21 protein-coding genes are annotated in these 22,065 nt (G+C 67.7%); 17 read left to right on the top strand and 4 right to left on the bottom strand.

Translation table 11 applies throughout. The annotated features are described in order from the left end of the window. The first annotated feature begins 57 nt into the window (after positions 1-57). The 11 genes from ctaD (at position 58) to CXY91_RS02395 (ending at position 12,093) form a co-directional block, all read left to right on the top strand. The gene (gene ctaD, locus CXY91_RS02350) at positions 58-1,692 is read left to right on the top strand and encodes a cytochrome c oxidase subunit I (RefSeq protein WP_100959143.1); all 1,635 of its coding nucleotides are present in this window, start codon (positions 58-60) and stop codon (positions 1,690-1,692) included. A 135-nt stretch (positions 1,693-1,827) separates the two neighbouring features. Beyond that, positions 1,828-2,784: a heme o synthase gene (locus CXY91_RS02355; RefSeq protein ID WP_100959144.1), complete on the top strand. Its 957-nt coding sequence runs from the start codon at positions 1,828-1,830 to the stop codon at positions 2,782-2,784. Continuing rightward, positions 2,781-2,957, top strand: a complete 177-nt coding sequence (locus CXY91_RS30505; RefSeq protein ID WP_167561570.1) for a hypothetical protein — start codon at positions 2,781-2,783, stop codon at positions 2,955-2,957. The genes CXY91_RS02355 and CXY91_RS30505 overlap by 4 nt, the downstream gene beginning before the upstream one ends. Positions 2,958-2,961: 4 nt before the next feature. Continuing rightward, complete coding sequence (locus CXY91_RS02360) at positions 2,962-3,540, top strand: cytochrome c oxidase assembly protein (protein ID WP_091831828.1); 579 nt, start codon at positions 2,962-2,964, stop codon at positions 3,538-3,540. Positions 3,541-3,589: 49 nt separating this feature from the next. Continuing rightward, the gene (locus tag CXY91_RS02365) at positions 3,590-4,447 is read left to right on the top strand and encodes a cytochrome c oxidase subunit 3 (RefSeq protein ID WP_091831830.1); all 858 of its coding nucleotides are present in this window, start codon (positions 3,590-3,592) and stop codon (positions 4,445-4,447) included. Between the two features lie 77 nt (positions 4,448-4,524). Next, the gene (locus CXY91_RS02370; protein ID WP_100959145.1) at positions 4,525-4,899 is read left to right on the top strand and encodes a DUF983 domain-containing protein; all 375 of its coding nucleotides are present in this window, start codon (positions 4,525-4,527) and stop codon (positions 4,897-4,899) included. Next, a complete protein-coding gene (locus CXY91_RS02375) occupies positions 4,896-5,660 on the top strand; it encodes an SURF1 family protein (RefSeq protein ID WP_100959146.1) in 765 nt (254 codons plus the stop codon). Before CXY91_RS02370 ends, CXY91_RS02375 begins: the two co-directional genes overlap by 4 nt. A gap of 70 nt (positions 5,661-5,730) precedes the next feature. Further along, a complete protein-coding gene (gene thrC / locus CXY91_RS02380) occupies positions 5,731-7,146 on the top strand; it encodes a threonine synthase (RefSeq protein WP_100959147.1) in 1,416 nt (471 codons plus the stop codon). After that, positions 7,143-8,486, top strand: coding sequence for a M16 family metallopeptidase (locus CXY91_RS02385; protein ID WP_091831839.1), 1,344 nt, complete (start codon positions 7,143-7,145; stop codon positions 8,484-8,486). Before thrC ends, CXY91_RS02385 begins: the two co-directional genes overlap by 4 nt. Before the next feature lie 5 nt (positions 8,487-8,491). Beyond that, entirely contained in the window at positions 8,492-9,103 is a 612-nt protein-coding gene (locus CXY91_RS02390) for a GNAT family N-acetyltransferase (RefSeq protein WP_100959148.1), read from the top strand. A 137-nt stretch (positions 9,104-9,240) separates the two neighbouring features. Continuing rightward, positions 9,241-12,093, top strand: coding sequence for an EAL domain-containing protein (locus tag CXY91_RS02395; RefSeq protein ID WP_091831843.1), 2,853 nt, complete (start codon positions 9,241-9,243; stop codon positions 12,091-12,093). Positions 12,094-12,212: 119 nt separating this feature from the next. Here CXY91_RS02395 and CXY91_RS02400 read toward each other — a convergent pair whose 3' ends face one another. Continuing rightward, on the bottom strand, positions 12,213-12,824 hold the full coding sequence (locus tag CXY91_RS02400) for a YqgE/AlgH family protein (RefSeq protein WP_091831845.1): 612 nt from the start codon (positions 12,822-12,824) through the stop codon (positions 12,213-12,215). Positions 12,825-13,042: 218 nt separating this feature from the next. Here CXY91_RS02400 and CXY91_RS02405 point away from each other — a divergent pair, with 218 nt between their 5' ends. The 4 genes from CXY91_RS02405 (at position 13,043) to CXY91_RS02420 (ending at position 16,225) form a co-directional block, all read left to right on the top strand. After that, positions 13,043-13,882, top strand: a complete 840-nt coding sequence (locus tag CXY91_RS02405) for a protein-disulfide reductase DsbD domain-containing protein (protein ID WP_100959149.1) — start codon at positions 13,043-13,045, stop codon at positions 13,880-13,882. 44 nt (positions 13,883-13,926) lie between these two features. Then, the gene (locus tag CXY91_RS02410; protein WP_091831849.1) at positions 13,927-14,412 is read left to right on the top strand and encodes a peroxiredoxin; all 486 of its coding nucleotides are present in this window, start codon (positions 13,927-13,929) and stop codon (positions 14,410-14,412) included. 155 nt (positions 14,413-14,567) lie between these two features. Then, positions 14,568-15,017: a GNAT family N-acetyltransferase gene (locus tag CXY91_RS02415; protein ID WP_100959150.1), complete on the top strand. Its 450-nt coding sequence runs from the start codon at positions 14,568-14,570 to the stop codon at positions 15,015-15,017. 185 nt (positions 15,018-15,202) lie between these two features. After that, positions 15,203-16,225 carry an LLM class flavin-dependent oxidoreductase gene (locus tag CXY91_RS02420; protein ID WP_100959151.1) on the top strand — a complete coding sequence of 341 codons (1,023 nt, stop codon included), beginning with the start codon at positions 15,203-15,205 and terminating at the stop codon, positions 16,223-16,225. Between the two features lie 9 nt (positions 16,226-16,234). Here CXY91_RS02420 and rnhA read toward each other — a convergent pair whose 3' ends face one another. Genes rnhA through ispH form a run of 3 tightly spaced genes read right to left on the bottom strand, consistent with a single transcriptional unit; the run spans position 16,235 to position 18,629 of the window. Beyond that, positions 16,235-16,681 carry a ribonuclease HI gene (rnhA, locus tag CXY91_RS02425; RefSeq protein WP_100959152.1) on the bottom strand — a complete coding sequence of 149 codons (447 nt, stop codon included), beginning with the start codon at positions 16,679-16,681 and terminating at the stop codon, positions 16,235-16,237. Next, the gene (locus tag CXY91_RS02430; RefSeq protein WP_100959153.1) at positions 16,678-17,643 is read right to left on the bottom strand and encodes a homoserine kinase; all 966 of its coding nucleotides are present in this window, start codon (positions 17,641-17,643) and stop codon (positions 16,678-16,680) included. Before CXY91_RS02430 ends, rnhA begins: the two co-directional genes overlap by 4 nt. A 14-nt stretch (positions 17,644-17,657) precedes the next feature. Continuing rightward, positions 17,658-18,629 (bottom strand): 4-hydroxy-3-methylbut-2-enyl diphosphate reductase, encoded by a 972-nt coding sequence (gene ispH, locus CXY91_RS02435; RefSeq protein WP_248307321.1) that lies wholly within the window; start codon positions 18,627-18,629, stop codon positions 17,658-17,660. Positions 18,630-18,820: 191 nt separating this feature from the next. On the opposite strand from ispH, the gene CXY91_RS02440 reads away from it, so the two are divergent. Beyond that, entirely contained in the window at positions 18,821-20,686 is a 1,866-nt protein-coding gene (locus CXY91_RS02440) for a monovalent cation:proton antiporter-2 (CPA2) family protein (RefSeq protein WP_100959155.1), read from the top strand. After that, on the top strand, positions 20,683-22,056 hold the full coding sequence (locus CXY91_RS02445) for an MATE family efflux transporter (protein WP_248307322.1): 1,374 nt from the start codon (positions 20,683-20,685) through the stop codon (positions 22,054-22,056). The genes CXY91_RS02440 and CXY91_RS02445 overlap by 4 nt, the downstream gene beginning before the upstream one ends. Positions 22,057-22,065 lie beyond the last annotated feature (9 nt).

Genomic DNA, 22,065 nt, shown 5'->3' on the forward strand with positions numbered 1-22,065 from the left:
ACCCGACATTCTTGAACGAACTCACGCGAAGCGCATTCGCAGGAGGAGACGAAATTCATGGCTACCGCGGCTCCCCACGCCCACGGGCACGACGACGCCCACGCCCACGAGCACCACACCCCGACGGGCTGGCGCCGCTGGCTGCTCTCGACCAACCATAAAGACATCGGCACGCTCTACCTGATCTTCTCGATCATCGCGGGCCTGATCGGCGGCTTCCTGTCGATCATGATGCGCATCGAGCTGCAGCAGCCGGGCCTGCAGATCTTCGCCAACGGCCAGAGCTACAACGTCTTCGTGACCGGCCACGGCCTGATCATGATCTTCTTCATGGTCATGCCCGCCGTGATCGGCGGCTTCGGCAACTGGTTCGTGCCGCTGATGATCGGCGCGCCGGACATGGCCTTCCCGCGCATGAACAACATCTCGTTCTGGCTGACGGTCGCGGGCCTGATCCTGCTGCTGATCTCGATGTTCGTCGAGGGCGCCCCCGGCGCCAAGGGCGTCGGCACGGGCTGGACGATCTATCCGCCGTTCTCGTCGGCAGGCCACCCCGGCCCGTCGGTCGATTTCGGCATCCTGTCGCTCCACGTCGCCGGTGCGGCGTCGATCCTGGGCGCGATCAACTTCATCACCACCATCCTGAACATGCGCGCGCCTGGCATGACCATGCACAAGATGCCGCTGTTCGCCTGGGGCGTGCTGGTCACCGCCTTCCTGCTGCTGCTGGCGCTCCCGGTCCTTGCCGGCGCGATCACCATGCTGCTGACCGACCGCAACTTCGGCACGACCTTCTACGATCCGGCCGGCGGCGGCGATCCGGTGCTCTACCAGCACCTGTTCTGGTTCTTCGGTCACCCCGAAGTGTACATCATGATCCTGCCGGCTTTCGGCATCGTCAGCCACATCATCTCGACCTTCTCGAAGAAGCCGATCTTCGGCTATCTCGGCATGGCCTACGCCATGGTCGCGATCGGCGTTGTCGGGTTCATCGTCTGGGCCCACCACATGTACACGGTAGGCCTGTCGCTCAACACGCAGCGCTACTTCGTCTTCGCGACGATGGTGATCGCGGTGCCGACGGGCGTAAAGATCTTCTCCTGGATCGCGACGATGTGGGGCGGCTCGCTCCGCTTCACCGCGCCGATGGTCTGGGCGATCGGCTTCATCTTCCTGTTCACCGTCGGCGGCGTCACCGGCGTGGTGCTGGCCAATGCCGGCCTCGACCGCTCGCTGCACGCGACCTACTATGTGGTGGCGCACTTCCACTACGTGCTGTCGCTCGGCGCGGTGTTCGGCATCTTCGCGGGCTTCTACTACTGGTTCCCGAAGATGAGCGGCTACATCATCCCGGACTGGATCGGCCGGCTGCACTTCTGGGTCGCCTTCATCGGCGCGAACCTGCTGTTCTTCCCGCAGCACTTCCTCGGGCTCTCGGGCATGCCGCGGCACTATGTCGACTATCCCGACGCCTTCGCCGGCTGGCACTTCTGGTCGTCGATCGGCTCCTACATCTTCGCGGCCGGCCTGCTGGTCTGGCTCTACGGCATCGTCGTCGCCTTCACCAAGAAGGAGCTCGCCGGCAACAATCCGTGGGGCGAAGGCGCCACCACGCTGGAGTGGACCCTGTCCTCGCCGCCGCCCTTCCACCAGTTCGAGACGCTGCCGCGCATCACCGGCTCGGACCACTGAACACACCGGCGGCGGGCCAAAAGCCCGCCGCCGCCCCTCCCCCGAGCGCCTGATCCAGGGCGTTCCGGAGACGGGCGGATCCCGCAAGCGACACCCGATTGAGGTGTCTTCGAACGTTGAAGTGAACGAGTTTCGATGTCTGCTGCCTTCGATCAGATCACCCAGGCTGACGACGGCGTCTCGCTGAGTTCCCCCGGCGAGGCGCAGGACTTCTTCGCGCTGCTCAAGCCGCGGGTGATGTTCCTCGTGATCGTGACGGCGCTCGGCGGCATGATCGCGGCGCCGGGCACAGTCAATCCGGTCATCGGCCTTGCCGCGCTGCTGGCGATCTCGGTCGGCGCCGGCGCCTCGGGCTGCCTCAACATGTGGTGGGACGCCGATATCGACGCGGTGATGGCGCGTACCGCCAACCGGCCGATCCCCGCCGGCCGCATCCTGCCGTCCGAGGCGCTTGCCTTCGGGCTGACGCTTTCGATCGGCTCCGTGCTGGTGCTCGGCCTCGTCGCCAACCTGCTCTCTGCGGCGATGCTGGCCTTCACGATCTTCTTCTACGCCGTCGTCTATTCGATGTGGCTGAAGCGGGCGACGCCGCAGAACATCGTCATCGGCGGCGCCGCCGGCGCCTTCCCGCCGATGATCGGCGAGGCCGTCGTCACCGGCGATTTCGGCCTGACCTCGATCGTCCTGTTCGCCATCATCTTCCTCTGGACGCCGCCGCATTTCTGGGCTCTGGCGCTGGTCAAGTCTGGCGACTACGCCCGCGCCGGCATCCCGATGCTGCCGAACGTCGCCGGCCCGGCCGCGACGCGCCGCCAGATCGTCGCCTATACGCTGGTTCTGGCCCCGGTCGCTGTGCTGCCGGCGCTGATGGGCTTCGGCGGGCTGATCTACCTGATCGTCTCGGTCGTCACCGGCCTTGCCATGATCGGCCTGTCGCTGCGCGTGCTGCACGTCACCGAGGGCGAGCCGGCCAACAAGGCGGCCTATGCGCTGTTCGGCTTCTCGATCCTCTATCTCTTCCTGCTCTTCGCCGTGCTGCTGGCCGAGAACGGCCTCGGCCTGATGTGGGCCCTGCCCAAGGTGCTGGGATGAGCCAGGGCCCGCAGGACAGGAAGCAGCCGCCGGCGGCGTTCTCGCCGGAGGACATGGCCAGGCGCAATCGCCGCTCGATTGCGCTCGCGCTCGTGCTCGGCGGCCTCGTGGTCTTCTTCTTCATCGTGACGCTGGCCAAGACCGGGCCGGCGATCCTCAACCGGCCGCTGTGACGCGATGAGCACCGCCTCCCGCAACCGCCGCACCGTCCTGGCCTGCAGCGCCGCCGTCATCGCCATGACCGGGCTCTCCTTCGCCGCGGTGCCGCTCTACAACCTGTTCTGCAAGGTCACGGGCTTCGCCGGTACGCCGATGGTCGGCACCGCCGCCACCGGCAAGACCAGCGAGCGGATCGTCTCGGTCGCCTTCGACGCCAATGTCGCGCCCGCGCTGGGCTGGCGCTTCGAGGCGGAGAAGACCGAAATCAGGGCACAGGTCGGCGTGACGCAGACGGTGTTCTACAAGATCACCAACACGTCCTCGCGGCCGATGACCGGGATCGCGACCTACAATGTCCAGCCGAACCAGTCGGGCGCCTATTTCGTCAAGATCCAGTGCTTCTGCTTCACCGAGACGACGCTGCAGCCCGGAGAGACTCTGGAAGCCCCGGTTGTGTTCTACATCGATCCTGAGATCGAGTTGAACCGCGAGCTCGCCAGCCTGAAATCGATCACCCTGTCCTACACCTACTTCCCGTCGAAGAACGGGCAGCCGGTGGCGGAAACCAAGGGTGACGGCAACCAATCGAAACTATAAAGCTGCGCGACAAGCGCTGCACTTCTACGGACGCGGAGACTTAAGCACGATGGCCGGGGCTCATACCAAGAACCACGACTACCACCTCGTCGATCCGAGCCCGTGGCCGATCGTCGGCGCCGCCAGCGCGACCATCATGGCGATCGGCGCGGTGATGTGGATGAAGGCGCTGCCGCTGCTCGGCATGAACATCGGCCCGCTCGTGTTCGGCGTCGGCCTGCTCGGCGTGCTCTACACCATGCTCGCCTGGTGGATGGACGTGACCCGCGAGGCCGAGCGCGAGGGGCATCACACCCGCGTGGTGCAGCTGCACCATCGCTACGGCATGATGATGTTCATCGCCTCCGAGGTGATGTTCTTCGTCGCCTGGTTCTGGGCCTATTTCGACGCGAGCCTGTTCACCGGCGAGCACATCCAGTTCGCCCGCGCCGAGTTCACCGGCGGGCACTGGCCGCCGAAGGGCATCGAGACCTTCGACCCCTGGCATCTGCCGCTGCTCAACACGCTGATCCTGCTGACCTCCGGCACGACCGTGACCTGGGCGCACTACGCCCTGATCCAGGGCGATCGCAAGAGCCTGAAGCAGGCCCTCTGGCTGACCGTGATCCTCGGCATCCTGTTCACGCTGTGCCAGGCCTACGAGTACTCGCACGCCGCCTTCGCCTTCAAAGGCAACATCTACGGCGCGACCTTCTTCATGGCGACCGGCTTCCACGGTTTCCACGTCATCATCGGCACGATCTTCCTGGCGATCTGCCTGTGGCGCGTCTATCTCGGCCACTTCAAGCCGGATCAGCATCTCGGCTTCGAGTTCGCCGCCTGGTACTGGCACTTCGTCGACGTGGTCTGGCTGTTCCTGTTCGCCTCGATCTATGTCTGGGGCGCCGGGGCGCCTGCGGCACACTAGCACTCGGGCCGGAAGCGGCCGCGAACCTTCAAAAAGGGGCGGCCGCGAGGCCGCCCTTTCCATTTGAGGAGACCGCCATGGCGCAGCCCCAGATCACTCCGCCCTCGCCCTATGCGACGGGCCTGACCGGTCGCTGCCCGCGCTGCGGCGAGGGCAAGCTATTCGACGGCTACCTCAAGCTGAAGCCGCGCTGCGCCGCCTGTGGGCTGGACTTCGCCTTCGCCGATTCGGCCGACGGGCCGGCGGTGTTCATCATGCTGATCGCGGGCTTCTTCGTGCTCGGCCTCGCGCTCTATGTCGAGATCGCCTACACCCCGCCGATCTGGCTGCATCTCCTGCTCTGGCTGCCGCTGGCGCTCATCACCTGCCTGGGACTGCTCAGGCCGATGAAGGGGCTCGCAGTCGCCCTGCAATATGCCCACAAGGCCGAGGAAGGCAGGTTGAAGAAGTGAGCGAGTCCGCGTCTTCCACGCCCCGGCCGAAGCTGCTGCTGCCGGCGCTCCTGACCGTCGTCGGCGTCGGCGTGCTCTTCTATCTCGGTGCCTGGCAATGGCAGCGTATGGACGAGAAGCGCGCCTTCATCACCCGTCTGGAGACGCAAGCCGCAGGCTCCGCTGCCCCGCTGCCGCCGGCGAGCGACTGGCCGCGGCTCGACCTCGCAGCCGTCGATCTCACAAGGGCTGTTGCCAAGGGCAGCTATCTCGACGGCATTGCCGGCGTGCGCACGACGATCGCCGCCGGTCCGCCCGGCTCACGCCAGCTCTCCGGCTTCGGCCGCTGGGTCTTCCAGGGTTTTCGGCTGGAGGACGGCGCGACCATCCTGATCAATCGCGGCTTCGTGCCGGAGGCGCGTTTTGGCGCCATCACGCCGGCAAGCGGCCAGGCGACCGTCACCGGCTTCCTGCGCATCCCGGAGGCTCGCAACAGCTTCACCCCCGCCGATCTGCCACAGCAGCGCGAATTCTACACGCGAGACCCCGCAGCGATTGCCGCATCTCTCGGCCTGCCCGCAGCGGCGCCGTTCTATCTGGAGGCCGAGCGCCAGGGCGACGGGCTGACCCCGCCGGCCGGGGTCGATGCCAAGGAGCTGATCGCCCGCATCCCGGACAACCATCTGCAATATGCGCTGACCTGGTGGGGGCTGGCGCTGACGCTGATCGGGGTGTTCGGCGCTTATGCCTGGCAGGCGCGGAGGCCGACGCAGAGCGGCTAATCAGCCTTTGCTTTTGCCCTCCCTCGCCAACGGGCCTATAGGATCAGCACGCCATCCGAGATCAAGAACCGTGCTGCATATTTCGACCCGCGGCGAAGCGCCGTCTCTCTCCTTCGCCGACGCGCTGCTCGCCGGACTTGCCCGTGACGGCGGCCTCTATCTGCCGCAAGCCCTGCCGCGTTTCAGCGCGCAGGAGATCGCCGGCTTCGCCGGCAAGCCCTACGCCGAGGTCGCGGAGCGCGTCCTCGGCGCGCTCGCCGATGGCGACATCGCCGCCGATGCGCTGAAGGCCATGATCAGCGAGGCCTATGGCACGTTCCGCCATCCGGCTGTCTGCCCGCTGGTCCAGCTCGGCGACAACCTGTTTTCGCTCGAGCTCTTCCATGGCCCGACGCTCGCCTTCAAGGATGTGGCGATGCAGCTGCTCGGGCGGCTGATGGATCATGTGCTGGCCCAGCGCGGCGAACGCGCCACCATCGTCGGAGCGACTTCGGGCGACACCGGCGGCGCCGCGATCGACGCCTTCAAGGGGCTGGAACGCGTCGACGTCTTCATCCTCTATCCGGAAGGCCGCGTCTCCGACGTGCAGCGCCGGCAGATGACCACGGTCGAGGCGGACAATGTCCACGCCATCGCGGTCGAGGGCACCTTCGACGACTGCCAGAATCTGGTGAAGGCGCTGTTCAACCACCACGCCTTCCGTGACGAGATCCGGCTCTCCGGCGTCAACTCGATCAACTGGGCAAGGATCGCGGCGCAGGTCGTCTACTACTTCACCGCGGCCGTTGCGCTCGGCGCGCCGCACCGGCCCATCTCGTTCGCGGTGCCGACCGGCAATTTCGGCGACATCCTCGCCGGCTGGATCGCCAAGCAGATGGGGCTGCCGATCGGCCGGCTGATGGTCGGCACCAACAGCAACGACATCCTGGCACGCACGCTCGAAACCGGCATTTACGAGATGCGCGGCGTCGCGGCGACGAGCTCACCCTCGATGGACATCCAGATCTCCTCGAATTTCGAGCGGCTGCTGTTCGAGGCGCATGGCCGAGACGGCGTCGCCGTGCGCAGGCTGATGCAGTCGCTGGCGCAGTCCGGACGCTTCGAGATCGCTCCTGAGCCACTCGCCCGTATCCGCGCCGATTTCGATGCGCTCTCGCAGGACGAGGCCGCGATCGCGGCCGAGATCGGCACCACCTGGCGCGAAGCCGGCTATCTGCTCGACCCGCACAGCGCGATCGGCGTCGCTGCCGCCCGCAAGCTGCTTGCGGCCGATCCGGCCACGCCGGTCGTCGCGCTCGGCACCGCCCACCCGGCCAAGTTCCCGGCCGCCGTCGCGGCGGCGAGCGGCGTGACGCCCGCTCTCCCGGAGCATCTCGCCGACCTGATGGAGCGCAAGGAGCGCTTCAGCCTGCTGCCGAACGACCAAAGCAAGCTCGAACGCTTCATCGTCGAGCGGGCACGGGCCGTCAGGAGTGCCGCAGCATGACGGCAGCCAAGACGCTCAAGGCCAAGATCGAGAAGCCCGTGAAACCAGGCGAAGCCGGCCACGACCCGGCCGTCAGCCTGACGACGCTGCCGTCGGGCCTGCGCATCGTCTCCGAGCACATGGCCCATGCCTCGACCGTGTCGCTCGGCATCTGGATCGGGGCCGGCGCACGGGACGAGCTGCCGCATGAGCACGGCCTTGCCCATCTGCTCGAGCACATGGCCTTCAAGGGCACGGCCCGGCGCACCGCCTTGCAGATCGCCGAGGAGATCGAGAGCGTCGGCGGCGACCTCAACGCCGCGACCTCGGTGGAATATACCTGCTACACCGCCCGCGTGCTCGGCCAGGATCTGCCGTTGGCGGTCGACATCCTCGCGGATATCCTGACCCAACCCTCGCTCACCGAGGAGGAGCTGGCGCGCGAGAAGGGCGTGATCCTGCAGGAAATCGGCGCCGTCCAGGATACGCCGGACGACCTCGTGTATGACCGCTTCCTGCAGGCCGCCTTCCCGGAGCAGCCGCTCGGCCGGCCGATCCTCGGCACGGCGGAGACCGTGAAGAGCTTCACGCCCGAGGCGATCCGCGCCTATCTCGACCGACACTACCATGCCGGCAACATGGTGCTGGCCGCAGCCGGTGCGGTCGACCATGACGAGTTGGTCGCGCTGGCGGAACAGGCGCTCGCAGCGCTGCCGGCACGGCCCGCAAACGCTCCCGCGGCGCGCACGCCGGCGGCCTATCATGGTGGCGAAGCCCGCATCGACGGCGACGAGGAACAGGTACACATCGTGCTGGGTTTCCCCGGCAAGCCGTTCACCAACGGCGTCCACTATCCGCTGCAGATCTTCTCGGCCGTGCTCGGTGGCGGCCTGTCATCGCGCCTCTTCCAGGAGGTGCGCGAGCGCCGCGGCCTCGCCTATGCGGTCGATGCCTTCCACTGGCCCTTCTCCGATTGCGGCGTCTTCGGCATCAGCGCGGGCACCGCGCCGGAGGATGTCGGCGAGCTGGTCGAGGTCGCGCTCGACTGCCTGAGCCAGGCTGCTCGCGACGTCAGCGAAGCCGAGGTCGCCCGGGCCCGGGCGCAGATGAAGGTCGGCCTGCTGGCCTCGCTCGAAAGCCCTGGCGGCAAGCTCGAGCAGATGGCGCGACAAGTGCTGGTCTTCGGCCGGGCGATCCCGCGCGAGGAGCTGGCGCGCCGGCTCGACGCGGTCAGCCTCGCCGATGTGCGGGCGGCCGGTCAGGGCCTGCTCGACGGCGTGGTCACGGTCGCGGCCGTCGGCCCGCTCGACGGTCTTGCCCCCGTGACGGCCTTGCGCGCGCTGCTGGCGCGAGCCGCCTGACTCCAATGGCTCTCTTCCGCTTCGCCACCGACCCGCCGGCGCGGCCGCTGATCAGGACGCAGAACCTGATCCTGCGTGCTCCGCTCGCCGGCGACTATTCGGCCTGGGCGAATCTGCGGATGGAGAGCCGCGACTTTCTCACCCCCTGGGAGCCGGTCTGGACCGAAGACGATCTGTCCCGAGCCTCGTTCCGCTTGCGGGTGAAGCGCGCGGCCCGCGAGATCGCGACCGACGAAGCCTATTCCCTGTTCGTCCTCGACGCCCGCTCGGAGGCGCTGCTCGGCGGGCTGACGCTGGGTCTCGTCAGGCGCGGTGTCGCCCAGGCCTGCACGCTCGGCTACTGGATGGGCCAGCGCCATGCCGGCAAAGGCCACATGACCGAAGCAGTGCGCGGCGCACTCGACTTCGCCTTTTCCGAACTCGCTTTGCACCGCGTCGAAGCCGCCTGCCTGCCGCATAACGAGCCCTCGCGCCGGTTGCTGGAGCGCGTCGGCTTCACCCGTGAGGGCGAGGCGCGCGGCTACCTGCGCATCAACGGCGCCTGGGCCGACCACCTGCTCTACGGCATGCTTGCCGCGGAGCTGCGCCGCCCTGCCGAAACCGATCGCAAGCTGTGAACAGGCCGGCACTGCCTTGCCCTCGCCACGTCGCGCCGATACCACTGACCGTCACGCCTGAAGACTGTCCCGCAGAGCCCATCTTGTCAGCGACACCACGTTTCCTCCGGTCCGGCATTGCCGTCCTCGGCCTCCTGATGCTGGCACTGCTTTCGCTGCTGCGGCCGGCACTGGCGGTCGAGGCCCAGCGCGTGCCGCTCGACGTGCCCGTACTCGACCTCACCGACGTGGTCGAGCGCAACAAGGCCGATGGCGACGTCATCCAGATCTCGACCGCGCCGGGGGCCGACGGCATCGTCCGGCGCATCGCCGTGCGGGCGCGCGAATCCGGAGCGCGGCCGGACTGGATCGTGTTCGCGCTGACCAATGATTCCGACGAGCAGATCGACCGGCTGCTGGTGGCGCCCTTCCATCGCCTGATCGGCTCGGGCGTGGTCTGGCCCGATCTCGGCGACCGCCGCATCGAGGCGATCACCGCGAGCCAGGGTCTGCGGCCCGAGCGCGAGGAAGCGCCCGACGCCGACATCTTCCAGATCACGCTCGACCCTGGCACCACCGTGACCTTCGTCGCCGAGCTGAAGTCGCCGAACCTGCCCCAGCTCTATCTGTTCGAGCCGGAGGCCTATCGCCAGAAAACCAACGGGCTGACGCTCTACAAGGGCATCATCATCGGTATCGCCGGCCTGCTCGCGCTCTTCCTGACCATCATCTTCGTGGTCAAGGGTGCGGTGATCTTCCCCGCCGCAGCGGCGCTGGCCTGGGCGGTGCTGGCCTATGCAGGGCTCGACTTCGGCTTCTTCCAGCGCATCTTCCCGCTGACGCCGGCGATCGAGCGAATCTACCGCGCCGGCGCCGAGGTGGTCCTGGCGGCGACGCTGGTCGTCTTCCTCTTCGCCTATCTCAACCTGTCGCGCTGGCATGTGCGCTACAGCCATATCACCATCGTCTGGATCCTCGGCCTCGCCGGGCTGGTCGGACTTGCGGTGTTCGATGCGCCGATGGCGGCCGGTATCGCCCGCATCTCGATCGCGGCGGTGGCGACGATCGGCTTCGTGCTGATCCTGCACCTCGCCACCCATGGCTATGAGCGGGCGGTGATGCTGATCCCGACCTGGTTCCTGCTGCTGGTCTGGGTGACCGCGGCCAGCTTCACCGTGATCGGACAGGTCACGCGCGACCTCGTGCCGCCCGCCCTGATCGGCGGCCTCGTGCTGATCGTGCTGCTGATCGGCTTCACCGTGGTGCAGCATGCCTTCGCCGGCGGCGCGCTGGCGCAGGGGCTGGTCTCCGACACCGAGCGACGCGCGCTCGCGCTCTCCGGCTCGGGCGACCTCGTCTTCGACTGGGATGTTTCTGCCGACAAGATCTTCGTCTCGCCGCAGGCCGAGATCCTGCTCGGCCTGTCCAAGGGCGCGCTCGAAGGCTCGGCCGCGCGCTGGCTCGAGCACATGCATGTCGCCGACCGCGACCGCTACCGCGTCTCGCTCGACGCTGTGATCGAGCAGCGCCGCGGCAAACTGCAGCTCGATTTCCGCCTGCGCGCCGCCAATGGCGCCTATCACTGGTTCAGCCTGAAGGCCCGGCCGGTGATCGGCTCGGATGGCGAGGTCATCCGCGTCATCGGCACGCTCGCCGACGTCACCGAGCAGCGCACCGCCCAGGAACGCATGCTGCACGATGCCGTGCACGACAACCTGACCGGCCTGCCCAATCGCGAGCTGTTCCAGGACCGGCTCACCGCCGTGTTCGGCTTCAGCCGCGCCGACGACGCCATCCGCCCGACGGTGATCGTCATCGACATCGACCGCTTCAAGCAGGTCAACGAATCCGTCGGCTTCTCGGCCGGCGATTCGATCCTGCTGACGCTGGCGCGCCGCCTCGGCCGGCTGCTGCGGACGCAGGACACGCTCGCACGCATCGGCGGCGACATCTTCGCGATGATCATCGTCTCGGAGAGCGATCCCGAGCGTATCCTCGCCCTGGCCGAGCTGATCCGCCGCGCCGTCTCGACGCCGATCACCTTCGCCGAGCGCGAGATCGTATTGACGCCCTCGATCGGCCTCACCCTCTTCGACGGCACCCCGACCGCACGCAAGGACGACGCGCTGAAGAATGCCGAACTCGCCATGGCGCATGCCAAGAACCAGGGCGGCAACCTCGTCGAGGTCTTCGTTCCGGCGATGCGTAGCGACCGCAACGACCGGCTCGCGCTCGAAAGCGACTTGCGCCGGGCGATCGAGCGCGGCGAGATCCAGGTGATGTACCAGCCGATCGTCAGGCTGGAGGACCGGACCATCGCCGGCTTCGAGGCGCTGATGCGCTGGGACCATCCGCGCGAGGGCCGCCTCTTGCCGCAGGACTTCCTGGCGATCGCCGAGGAGAGCGGGCTGATCGTCGATCTCGGCGTCTATGTGATGGACCGCACCGCGCGCGAGCTCGCCGCCTGGCAGGCCGCGCTCGAGGTTGAGCCGCCGATCTTCGCCAGCGTGAATGTCTCAAGCCGGCAATTGCTGCGCCACGATCTGCTGAAGGACGTCAAGGCAGTGCTGGCGCGCAGGCGGGTGCTGCCCGGCACGCTGAAGCTCGAGATCACCGAGAGCCTGGTGATGGAAAACCCGGAATATGCCGCGCAGATGCTCAGCCGCATCCGCGATCTCGGCGCCGGCCTGTCGCTCGACGATTTCGGAACGGGGTATTCCTCGCTGTCCTATCTGCAGCGCTTCCCCTTCGATACCATCAAGATCGACCAGAGCTTCGTGCGCCAGATGGGGAACGGCAAGCCGCCGGTGATCCTGCGCTCGATCGTGCAGCTCGCCGCCGATCTGCAGATGGACGTGGTCGCCGAGGGCGCCGAGACCGAATCAGACGCGATCGAGCTCTACCAGCTCGGCTGCCAGTACGCGCAGGGCTATACCTTCGGCCAGCCGATGACGGCGGCGGAGGCGCGGCGATTGGTGGGGGCGTCGAGCTCGTCCTTCGAGGCGGCGTGAGCTGCGACGTCATTCTCGGGCGAAGCGAAGCGCAGAGCCGAGAATCTCGTGACGAGAAAGCGGTGGTTTGAGCCTCGTCCGGCCTGAGATGCTCGGGTCACGCCCGAGCATGACGCATGTTACGCGTGCCCGGCATCCTTGGACAGGAAAGCCGGGTCGATGCCGAGCTTGCCGAGCGCGCGGGCATATTTGGTGTCGAGCGCGTCATCGAAGAGCAGCGCCTGGTCGGCGGCGCAATGCAGCCAGCCGTTGGACTGGATCTCGGATTCGAGCTGCCCCGCCCCCCAGCCGGCATAGCCGAGGGCCAGCACCGCATTCTCCGGCCCGGTCCCGACGGCGATGGCGCGCAAGATGTCGAGCGTCGCGGTCAGGCAAATGCCGTCGTCGATCGGCAGCGTCGCCGATTCGAGGAAGAAATCGGCGCTATGCAGGACGAAGCCGCGCTTGGTCTCGACCGGCCCGCCGCGCAGCACCTTCATCCTCTCAGCCTGGCTCGGCAGGAGGATCGCCTGGTCAGGCGGAATCACGTCGAGCTGGACGAGCAGTTCCGGAAAGCGGGTGTCGGCGGCCGGCTTGTTGACGATGATGCCCATCGCACCGTCCTCGGAATGGGCGCAGAGATAGACGACGCTGCGGGCGAAGCGCTGGTCGCTCATGCCCGGCATGGCGATCAGGCACTGCCCGTCGAGATAGCTGCGGCCGCTGATGCGCTGGTTCGATCCGATATTCATTGCGCCATGCTAAGACATGTTCGGCTGGTGTGGGAACATTTTTGGCGCGCAGGCAAGCGGAGGATATTCAGGCTGATCCGGACGGCTCTGCGGGATGCCGGTCCGCCCCGCCGCAATGCTGGCGCAAAGCTGGCCATGCTTGGCTGCACTATCGATCCCGGATCACAGCGCCGGTATCGGCCTCGCAAAACGCGTCCGGATCGCCTAAATCAAACCACGTGAAAACGGTCACGACCCTCTCCTTCCTCGCCGCGCTGACGCTCGGCGCTCCGGCTTCCGCCCAGGACGCCGCGGTTTCGCCGTGGTCGAAGGCCGCATACTCGTCGATGCGCCTGATCGCGGGCGCGACCGCGCCTTCTGGCAAGCAGCGCGTCGGCGTCGAGATCACGATGTCGCCAGGTTTCAAGACCTATTGGCGCAGCCCCGGCGATGCCGGCGTACCGCCGGTCTTCGACTGGAGCGGCTCGGAGAATGTCGGCGGGCTCGACGTGCGCTGGCCGACCCCGGAGCGCTTCGACGACGGCGCCGGCTCCGGCATCGGCTATGTCGGCGATGTGGTTGTGCCGGTCTCGGTCCAGCCGATCGATCCGACGCGGCCGGTCACCGTGGTGCTGAAGCTCGACTACGCGGTCTGCGACAAGATCTGCGTTCCCGCCAAGGGCGAGGCACGGCTTTGGCTGGAACCCGGCGTCACCTCGGTGACCTCGCCGCGGCTGGAGCAGTTCGAGGCGCGGATTCCGCACGCGGTCAAGCTGGGCGCGGCCGATGACCGCCTGTCGATCCTCGAAGTCACGCACAGCGACGCCGCGGTGAAGCTGGTGCTTAAGGCCCCAGAGGGCGGCTCGGTCGACGATGTCTTCGTCGAAGGCGCCGGGATGTGGTCCTTCGGCCGGGCGATGCTGATGCCGCAGCCGGACGGCACGGTGGCTGCAAAGCTCAGAATCGTCGAGCGCCCCAAGGGCGCGACCGGCCCCACACCGCTGATCATCACCGTGCGCGGAAAACCCCAATCGGTCGAGACGCGGCTCGAACTCGACATCGGCAACGCGAAGCCGTAACCCTGCGCGCGGGCGGCACGCTGCCGCATGCAGGAGATACGGACATGGCGATCAAGGTCGGTGACAAGCTTCCGCAGGCGACGTTTCGCGTGATGACGGCCGACGGGCCGGCGGCCAAGACCACGGACGATCTGTTCAAGGGCCGCAAGGTCGTGCTCTTCGCGGTGCCGGGCGCCTTCACGCCGACCTGCCACAAGAACCATCTGCCCGGCTATGTGAACAAGGCGGCCGAGATCAAGGCCAAGGGCGTCGAGGAGATCTTCGTCACCGGCGTCAACGACGTCTTCGTGATGGACGCCTGGTCGAAGGCGACCGGCGGCGCCGGCGTGATCACCTTCCTCTCCGACGGCAATGCCGACTTCGCCAAGGAGATCGGCCTGTCGATGGACGGCTCGGGCTTCGGCCTCGGCACGCGCTCGCAGCGCTATTCGATGGTCGTCGAGGACGGCGTCGTGACCGCGCTCAACGTCGAGGACGCGCCGGGCAAGGCCGATGTCTCCGGCGCCGAAGCGATGCTGAACCAGCTCTGAGGCTCAGCGTCGGCCCCGTCGCTTTGCGCCCGCGCCGGCTTGGCGCGGGCTTTCGCTTTTCAGCACCAAATCCGATCGATCCGATCTGCGCTTGTCATGAGACAGCGCCCAAAGCCGCCGCTAGCCTCCCGGCACGATCGAGGAGACGCCACGCCATGTCAGAGATCAGTATCCGCCCACTCACGGCCGATGACCGCGCCGCCTGGGAGTCGCTCTGGCAGGGCTATCTCACCTTCTACAAGGCCTCGCTGACGCCGGAGACGACCGATACCACCTTCGCGCGCCTGACGGGCGGGCAGGAGCCAATGGGCGGCTTCATCGCCGAACGCGACGGCAAGGCGCTGGGCATCGTCAACTACGTGCTCCACCGCACGACCTGGAGCCAGAAGGAGATCTGCTATCTGCAGGATCTCTTCACCAGCGAGGAGGCGCGCGGTCACGGCGTCGGCCGCAAGCTGATCGAAGCCGTCCGGCAGATGGCGGAGACGAAGGGCCTGTTCCGCGTCTACTGGCAGACGCATGAGAGCAACCTGCAGGCACAGGAGCTCTACAACAAGGTCGCACAGAAATCCGGCTTCATCGTCTACCGCCAGCCGCTGGGCTGAGCTGGCACGCCCACATTCCTGCTGCCGAGATTGCATCGCCGCATTGGCGTCTGTGCATGAGCGCCGCGGCACGAAAGTGAATCCTGCCTATATGCCGATGACGCACGCCCGGCGGTGATGGCCGCTCGGGCGTTGTCCTTTGGCAGAAAAGCCCCGCGCTTGCGGTGGTTCACAGGCGTCTCGCGATGAAAAAGATCGGCTTCCTGTCCTTCGGACACTGGACTCCCTCGCCGCAATCCCAGACCCGCTCGGCGGGCGACACGCTGCTGCAGTCGATCGACCTTGCCGTCGCGGCCGAGGAGCTGGGCGCGGACGGCGCTTATTTCCGGGTGCATCATTTCGCCCGCCAGCTCGCCTCGCCCTTCCCGCTGCTGGCTGCGGTCGGCGCCAGGACCAAGCGCATCGAGATCGGCACCGCCGTCATCGACATGCGCTACGAGAACCCGCTCTACATGGCCGAGGATGCCGGGTCGGCCGACCTGATCTCCGGCGGGCGGCTGCAGCTCGGCATCAGCCGCGGGTCGCCCGAGCAGGTCATCGATGGCTGGCGCCATTTCGGCTACCAGCCGCCGGAGGGGCAGAGCGACGCCGACATGGCGCGCCATCATGCCGAGGTCTTCCTCGACGTGCTGCGCGGCGAGGGCTTCGCGCAACCCAATCCGCGCCCGATGTTCCCCAATCCGCCGGGCCTGCTGCGGCTGGAGCCCTATTCCGAGGGCTTACGCGAGCGCATCTGGTGGGGCGCCTCCTCCGACGCCACCGCGATCTGGGCGGCGAAAGCCGGCATGAACCTGCAGAGCTCGACGCTGAAAACCGACGAGAGCGGCGAGCCCTTCCACATCCAGCAGGCCAGGCAGATCCGCCTGTTCAGGCAGGCCTGGAAGGAGGCCGGCCACCAGCGCGAGCCGCGCGTCTCGGTCAGCCGCAGCATCTTCGCCTTGGTCGACGAACGCGACCGCGCCTATTTCGGCCGCGGCAATCAAAGCGACGATTCGATTGGCTATATCGACGACAACACGCGCGCGATCTTCGGGCGCAGCTATGCGGCCGAGCCCGACAAGCTGATCGATGCGTTGAAGCGGGACGAGGCGATCGCCGAGGCGGACACGCTCTTGCTGACGGTGCCGAACCAGCTTGGCGTCGACTACAACGCCCATGTCATCGAGGCGATCCTGAAGCATGTCGCGCCGGGGCTGGGGTGGCGCTGAGGGCGCCGCTCACCGCCCCGGCTTGAACGGCGCCATGCCGGCGCGCGCCAGCGCGTCGGCGCGCTCGTTCATCTCGTCGCCGGCGTGGCCCTTGACCCATTTCCACTCGATCTTGTGCTGCTTCAGCGCGGCATCGAGGCGCTTCCAGAGCTCCTCGTTCTTGACCGGCTTCTTGTCCGCGGTCTTCCAGCCGTTCTTCTTCCAGCCATGGATCCAGCTGGTGATGCCCTGGCGCAGATACTGGCTGTCGGTGTGGAGCGCGACGGTGCAGGGCCGCGTCAGCGTCTCCAGCGCGGAGATCGCGCCCATCAGCTCCATGCGGTTGTTGGTGGTCAGCGCCTCGCCGCCGGAAAGCTCGCGCTCCTTGCCCTTGTAGGACAGGATCGCACCCCAGCCGCCGGGACCCGGATTGCCCGAGCAGGCGCCGTCAGTCCAAACCTCGACGGGGTCGGTCATCGGCGCAGCCCATATTCGCGCGCGTCGCTGACCCGTTGGTGGAAGGCGAGCTTGCGGTCGTATTCGAGCGGATCATGCGGCTTGACCAGCGCGCCGGGCGGCACGTTGAGCCAATCGACCAGCCGGGTCAGCAGGAAGCGCAAAGCCGAGCCGCGGCAGAGCGCCGGCAAGGCCGCGACCTCGGCTTCGCCGAGCGGGCGCACGCTTTCATAGCCGGCCAGCATCGCCTGGCCCTTGGTCAGGTTGAACGAGGAATCGGCCTCGAAGCACCAGGAATTCAGGCAGATGGCGAGGTCGTAGGCATAGGCGTCAGTACAGGCGAAATAGAAGTCGATGACGCCCGACAGCTTCTCGCCGATGAAGAAGACGTTATTCGGGAAGAGATCGGCATGGATGACGCCGCCGGGCAGGTGCTGCGGCCAGCGCGCCTCATGCACCGCGATCTCGGCCATGACCCGCTGCGTCAGCCCGGGCGAGACCTTGTCGGCGTCGGCTCCGGCCTGCTCGGCAAGTGGGCGCCAGCCCGGCACCGACAGCGCGTTGACGCGTGTCATCGCGAAGTCCGCGCCGGCCCGGTGCAGCAGAGCGAGCGCCCGTCCGACCTCGCCGCAATGGCCGGCGCCGGGGCGGCGCACCGAGAGCCCGTCGAGGAAGCTGACGATCGCCGCGGGGCGGCCGGAGAGCGTGCCGAGCGCCTGGCCCGAGGCGTCGAGCACCGGCACCGGGCAGTTGAGCCCGCGCCCGGCAAGGTGCTGCATCAGCTCGATGAAGAACGGCAGGTCGGCCGGGTTCACCCGCTTCTCGTAGAGAGTGAGGATGTAGAAGCCCCGCGTGGTGTGAACGAGGTAGTTCGAGTTCTCGACCCCCTCGGCGATGCCCTTGGCGGAGAGCAGGTCGCCAATGCCGTAGCGCGCCACGAAGGCGGCCATCTCGTCATCGGGCACTTCGGTGTAGACGGCCACGCTGGATACTCAGCTCACTCGGCTGCGGACGGGGCAGGCTCGCGCAATTCGCGCGGCAGCGGGAAGAAGACGCTCTCGTCGGCGGTCGAGACGGTCTCGACCGTGACCTCGTAGCGCTCGGCGAAGGCGTCGATGATCTCCTCGACCAGAACCTCGGGCGCGCTGGCGCCGGCAGTGATGCCGAGGCGGCGGATGCCGCCGAAGAGCGACCAGTCGATCTCGTTGGTCCGCAGCACAAGGCGCGAGACCGGGCAGCCGGCGCGCTCGGCGACCTCGCGCAGGCGCTGCGAGTTCGAGGAATTGGGCGAGCCGACCACGATCAGCCCGTCGACCAGCGGCGCGACGCGCTTGACCGCCTCCTGGCGGTTGGTGGTGGCGTAGCAGATGTCTTCCTTGTGCGGGGCGATCAGCGCGGGAAAACGCGCCTGCAGGCCCTGCACGATCTCGCGGGTGTCGTCGACCGAGAGCGTGGTCTGCGTGACATAGGCGAGTTCACGCCCTTCCGGCGGGGTCAGTCGCGCGACGTCATCGAGCGTCTCGATCAGCGTGATCGCGTCTTCGGGCAACTGCCCCATCGTGCCGATCACCTCGGGGTGGCCGGCATGGCCGACCAGCAGGATGTGCCGGCCGCGCTTGTGATGCACCTCGGCCTCGCGATGCACCTTGGTGACCAGCGGGCAGGTGGCATCGATGGCAAAGAACTGACGCGCCTGCGCCTCCGCCGGCACCGATTTCGGCACGCCATGAGCCGAGAAGATCACCGGCCGGGTCGCATCGGGCACCTCGGAGAGCTCAGCGACGAAGACCGCGCCCTTCCGCTTCAGCGACTCGACCACGTACTTGTTGTGCACGATCTCGTGGCGCACGAAGACCGGCGCGCCATGCAAAGCGAGCGCCTTCTCGACGGCGTCGATCGCCCTGACCACGCCGGCGCAGAAGCCGCGCGGGGCGCAGAGCAGGATGTCGAGCGGCGGCTTGGCGGTCACTGGGGCGCTGGTTCCGAAGGGATCGCGCCTTCTTTTCTGTCTGGCGCCGGCGATGTCAAGGAAGCGCGGCGACGCAGTGCCGTAGGCCATGCGCGGCAGCCCCTCGCAGGATGCAATGATTGGCCTTACATTGCACGCGTCCGGCCACCTGCCTCCGCACGGGCCCCCTTCGCTTCAGCACGAGTTTCTTCATGGCCGATGCCGCCTCGCATGCCAGCTATCTGCCGTCGATCCTGACCTTCTGCGCAGGGGCGGTGGTGGCGGTGCCGCTGTTCCGGCGCTTCGGCCTGTCGGCGGTGCTGGGCTATCTCGCCGCCGGCGTCGTCATCGGCCCCTCGGCGCTCGCCGTGATCAAGGACCCGGATACGATCCGCAGCACCGCCGAGATCGGCGTCGTCTTGCTGCTCTTCCTGGTCGGGCTCGAATTGCAGCCGGAGCGGCTGTATTCGATGCGCAAGGACATCCTCGGCGCCGGCTTCGCGCAGATGCTGCTGAGCGCCGCGGTGATCGGCGCCGTCGCCTGGAAGCTGGGGCTCAGCCCCGCCGGTGCGCTGGCCGTCGGGCTGGCGCTCGCCCTCTCCGCCACCTCGATCGCGCTGCAACTGCTCGAAGAGCGCGGCGACGGCGCCGAACCCTATGGCCGGCGCTGCTTCTCCATCCTGCTGTTCCAGGACATCTCGATTGCGCCGATGCTGGCGCTGCTGCCGCTGCTGGCGACGACCGAGGCGGCCCATGGCGGCGGCTCCGCCAAGGCTCTGACGGGCCTCGGCCTTGCCCTGCTCGCCATCGCCGTCGTCGTGCTCGCCGGCCGCTATGCGCTGAACCCGTTCTTCCAGCTGCTGGCCAAGACCGGCGCCAAGGAGGTGATGACGGCCGCTGCCCTGCTGGTCGTGCTCGGGGCGGCGCTGCTGATGGAGCAGGTCGGCCTCTCGATGGCGATGGGTGCCTTCCTCGCCGGCGTGCTGCTGGCGGATTCGCATTTCCGGCATGAGCTCGAAGCCGACATTGAGCCCTTCCGCGGCGTGCTGCTCGGCTTGTTCTTCATGGCGGTCGGCATGTCGATCGACCTGAAGCTGGTCGCGGAGAACGCGCTGCTGCTCGCGCTGGCGGCGCCGCTGCTGGTGCTGTTCAAGATCGCGGCGGCGGCGGCGATCCTGCGGGCGTCCTGCTCCTCGACAAGCGAGGCGATCCGCGCCGGCGCCCTGCTCTCGCCTGCCGGCGAGTTCGCCTTCGTGCTGCTGCCGCTCGCCGCCTCGCTCGGCCTGCTCGACGAGAAACAGGGCGCGTTGGCGACAGCGATCGCGGCGCTGAGCATGCTGATCGGCCCGGTCGTCGCCAAGCTGATCGACCTCTGGCTTGCAGCCCATGCACCGCCGCCCGAGGAGATCGAGGAAACCTTCGACGGGGTGACGCCGTCGGTGCTGGTGATCGGCTTCGGCCGTTTCGGCCAGGTGGTGACACAGGCGCTGCTGCTGCAGCATCTCGACGTCACCATCATCGATTCCGACATCGAGCGGATCCGCTCGGCCAACAAGTTCGGCTTCAAGATCTATTATGGCGACGGCACCAGGCTCGACGTGCTGCGCGCCGCCGGCGCCGGCAAGGCGAAGGTGATCTGCGTCTGCATCGACGATCGGCAGGCGGCGCTGCGCATCGTCGAGATGGCCAAGGCCGAGTTCCCGGCCGCGCGCATCCACGCCCGCGCCTATGACCGCGTCCACGCGATGGACCTGATGCGCGCAGACGTCGACTACCAGATGCGCGAGACCTTCGAATCGGCGCTCGGCTTCGGCCGCGTGACCCTGGAGGCCCTCGGCCTCAGCTACGAGGAAGCCGGCTTCGTGATCGAGCATGTGCGCGACCGCGACGCGCAGCGCATGGAGATCCAGTTCAGCGAGGGCATCGCCGCCGGGATCGACAAGGTGCCGCGCGTCACGCCCGAGCCGATCATCGCTCCGAAGAGCAAGTCGAAGCCGCTCACCAAGGAGACGCAGGACGTCATCGAGGATGGCGGGGCCGAGGTCGCGGTCGGTGGGGTCGGGGAGCCGGCCGAGTGAACGCACCGCAAAAGCCGCAACAGGCCGTCTTCGTCAGCGGCTCGACGCTGCGCCATGTCGCGGTGATGACCACGACCGCCTCGGTCGGCCTCATCGCGATCTTCGTCGTCGACTTCCTGTCGCTGCTCTATGTCTCGCGCCTCGGCCGCCCCGAGGCGACGGCGGGCGTCGGCTACGCCACGATCGTGCTCTACCTGATGGTCTCCATCAATGTCGGGCTGATGATCGCGGTTGCCGCGCTGACGGCACGGGCGCTCGGCGCCGGCGACCGCGAGGGCGCACGCCGCATCGCCGGCTCGACGCTGACGGTGATGACCATCTGCGGGCTGGTCCTCAGCCTGGTCATGCTGCCGCTGCTGCCCTGGCTCCTGCCGAAGCTCGGCGCGCATGGCGAATCGCTGACCGTCGCCACCTCCTTCCTGTGGATCACGCTGCCGTCGAATGCGCTGATGGCGCTCGGCATGGGCCTGTCCGGCGTCCTGCGCGCCGTCGGCGACGCCAAGCGGGCGATGTATGTCACGCTCGCCGGCGGCATCGTCACGGCCGGGCTCGATCCGCTGCTGATCTTCGGCATGGGCCTCGGCCCGGACGGCGCCGCCTGGGCGACGGTATTCTCGCGCATCGTCTTCCTCGCCGTCGGCTTCCGAGGCGCGCTCAGCGTGCACAAGATGATCGCACGTCCGAGCTGGCCCGCCTTGCGCCGTGACGTCAGGCCGACCTTCGCGATCGCGACTCCGGCCATCCTCACCAATCTCGCCAATCCGATCGCCAATGCCTGCTTCTTCGCCATCATCGCCCGCTTCGGCGACCAGGCGATCGCTGCGACCGCGATCATCGACCGGCTGATACCCGTCGCCTTCGGCGTGCTGTTCGCCCTGTCCGGCGCGGTCGGGCCGATCCTTGCGCAGAACTGGGGCGCGCAGCGCTATGACCGGATGCGCCGGGCGCTGACCGATGCGGTCGGCTTCGCCGCGGCCTATGTCGCCGCAGCCGGCCTGCTGCTGGCGCTGCTGCGCCACCAGATCGCCGCGCTGTTCGGCACCGGCGGCGAGACCGCCGAGCTGGTCGCCTTCTTCTGCCTGATCGCCGGGCCGATGTGGCTTTTCGTCGGCGCGCTCTTCGTCGCCAACGCCGCCTTCAACAATCTCGGCATGCCGTTCTACTCGACGCTGTTCAGCTGGGGCCGGGCCACGCTCGGCACGGTGCCGCTCGCCTGGCTGGGCGCGCAGTATGCCGGGCCCAAGGGCGCTCTTGCCGGCGCAGCGCTGGGCGCCGTGCTGTTCGGCATCGCCGCGCTCTTCACCGCCTATCGCGGCATCAGCCGGCTCGAAGGCACGGCCCAGGCCGCCGCCAGGCCGTCGCTTGCCTGACGGCAGGCG

The sequence above is a fragment of the Allobosea sp. FBZP-16 genome, assembly GCF_002831785.1.
GTDB lineage: Bacteria > Pseudomonadota > Alphaproteobacteria > Rhizobiales > Beijerinckiaceae > Allobosea > Allobosea lupini.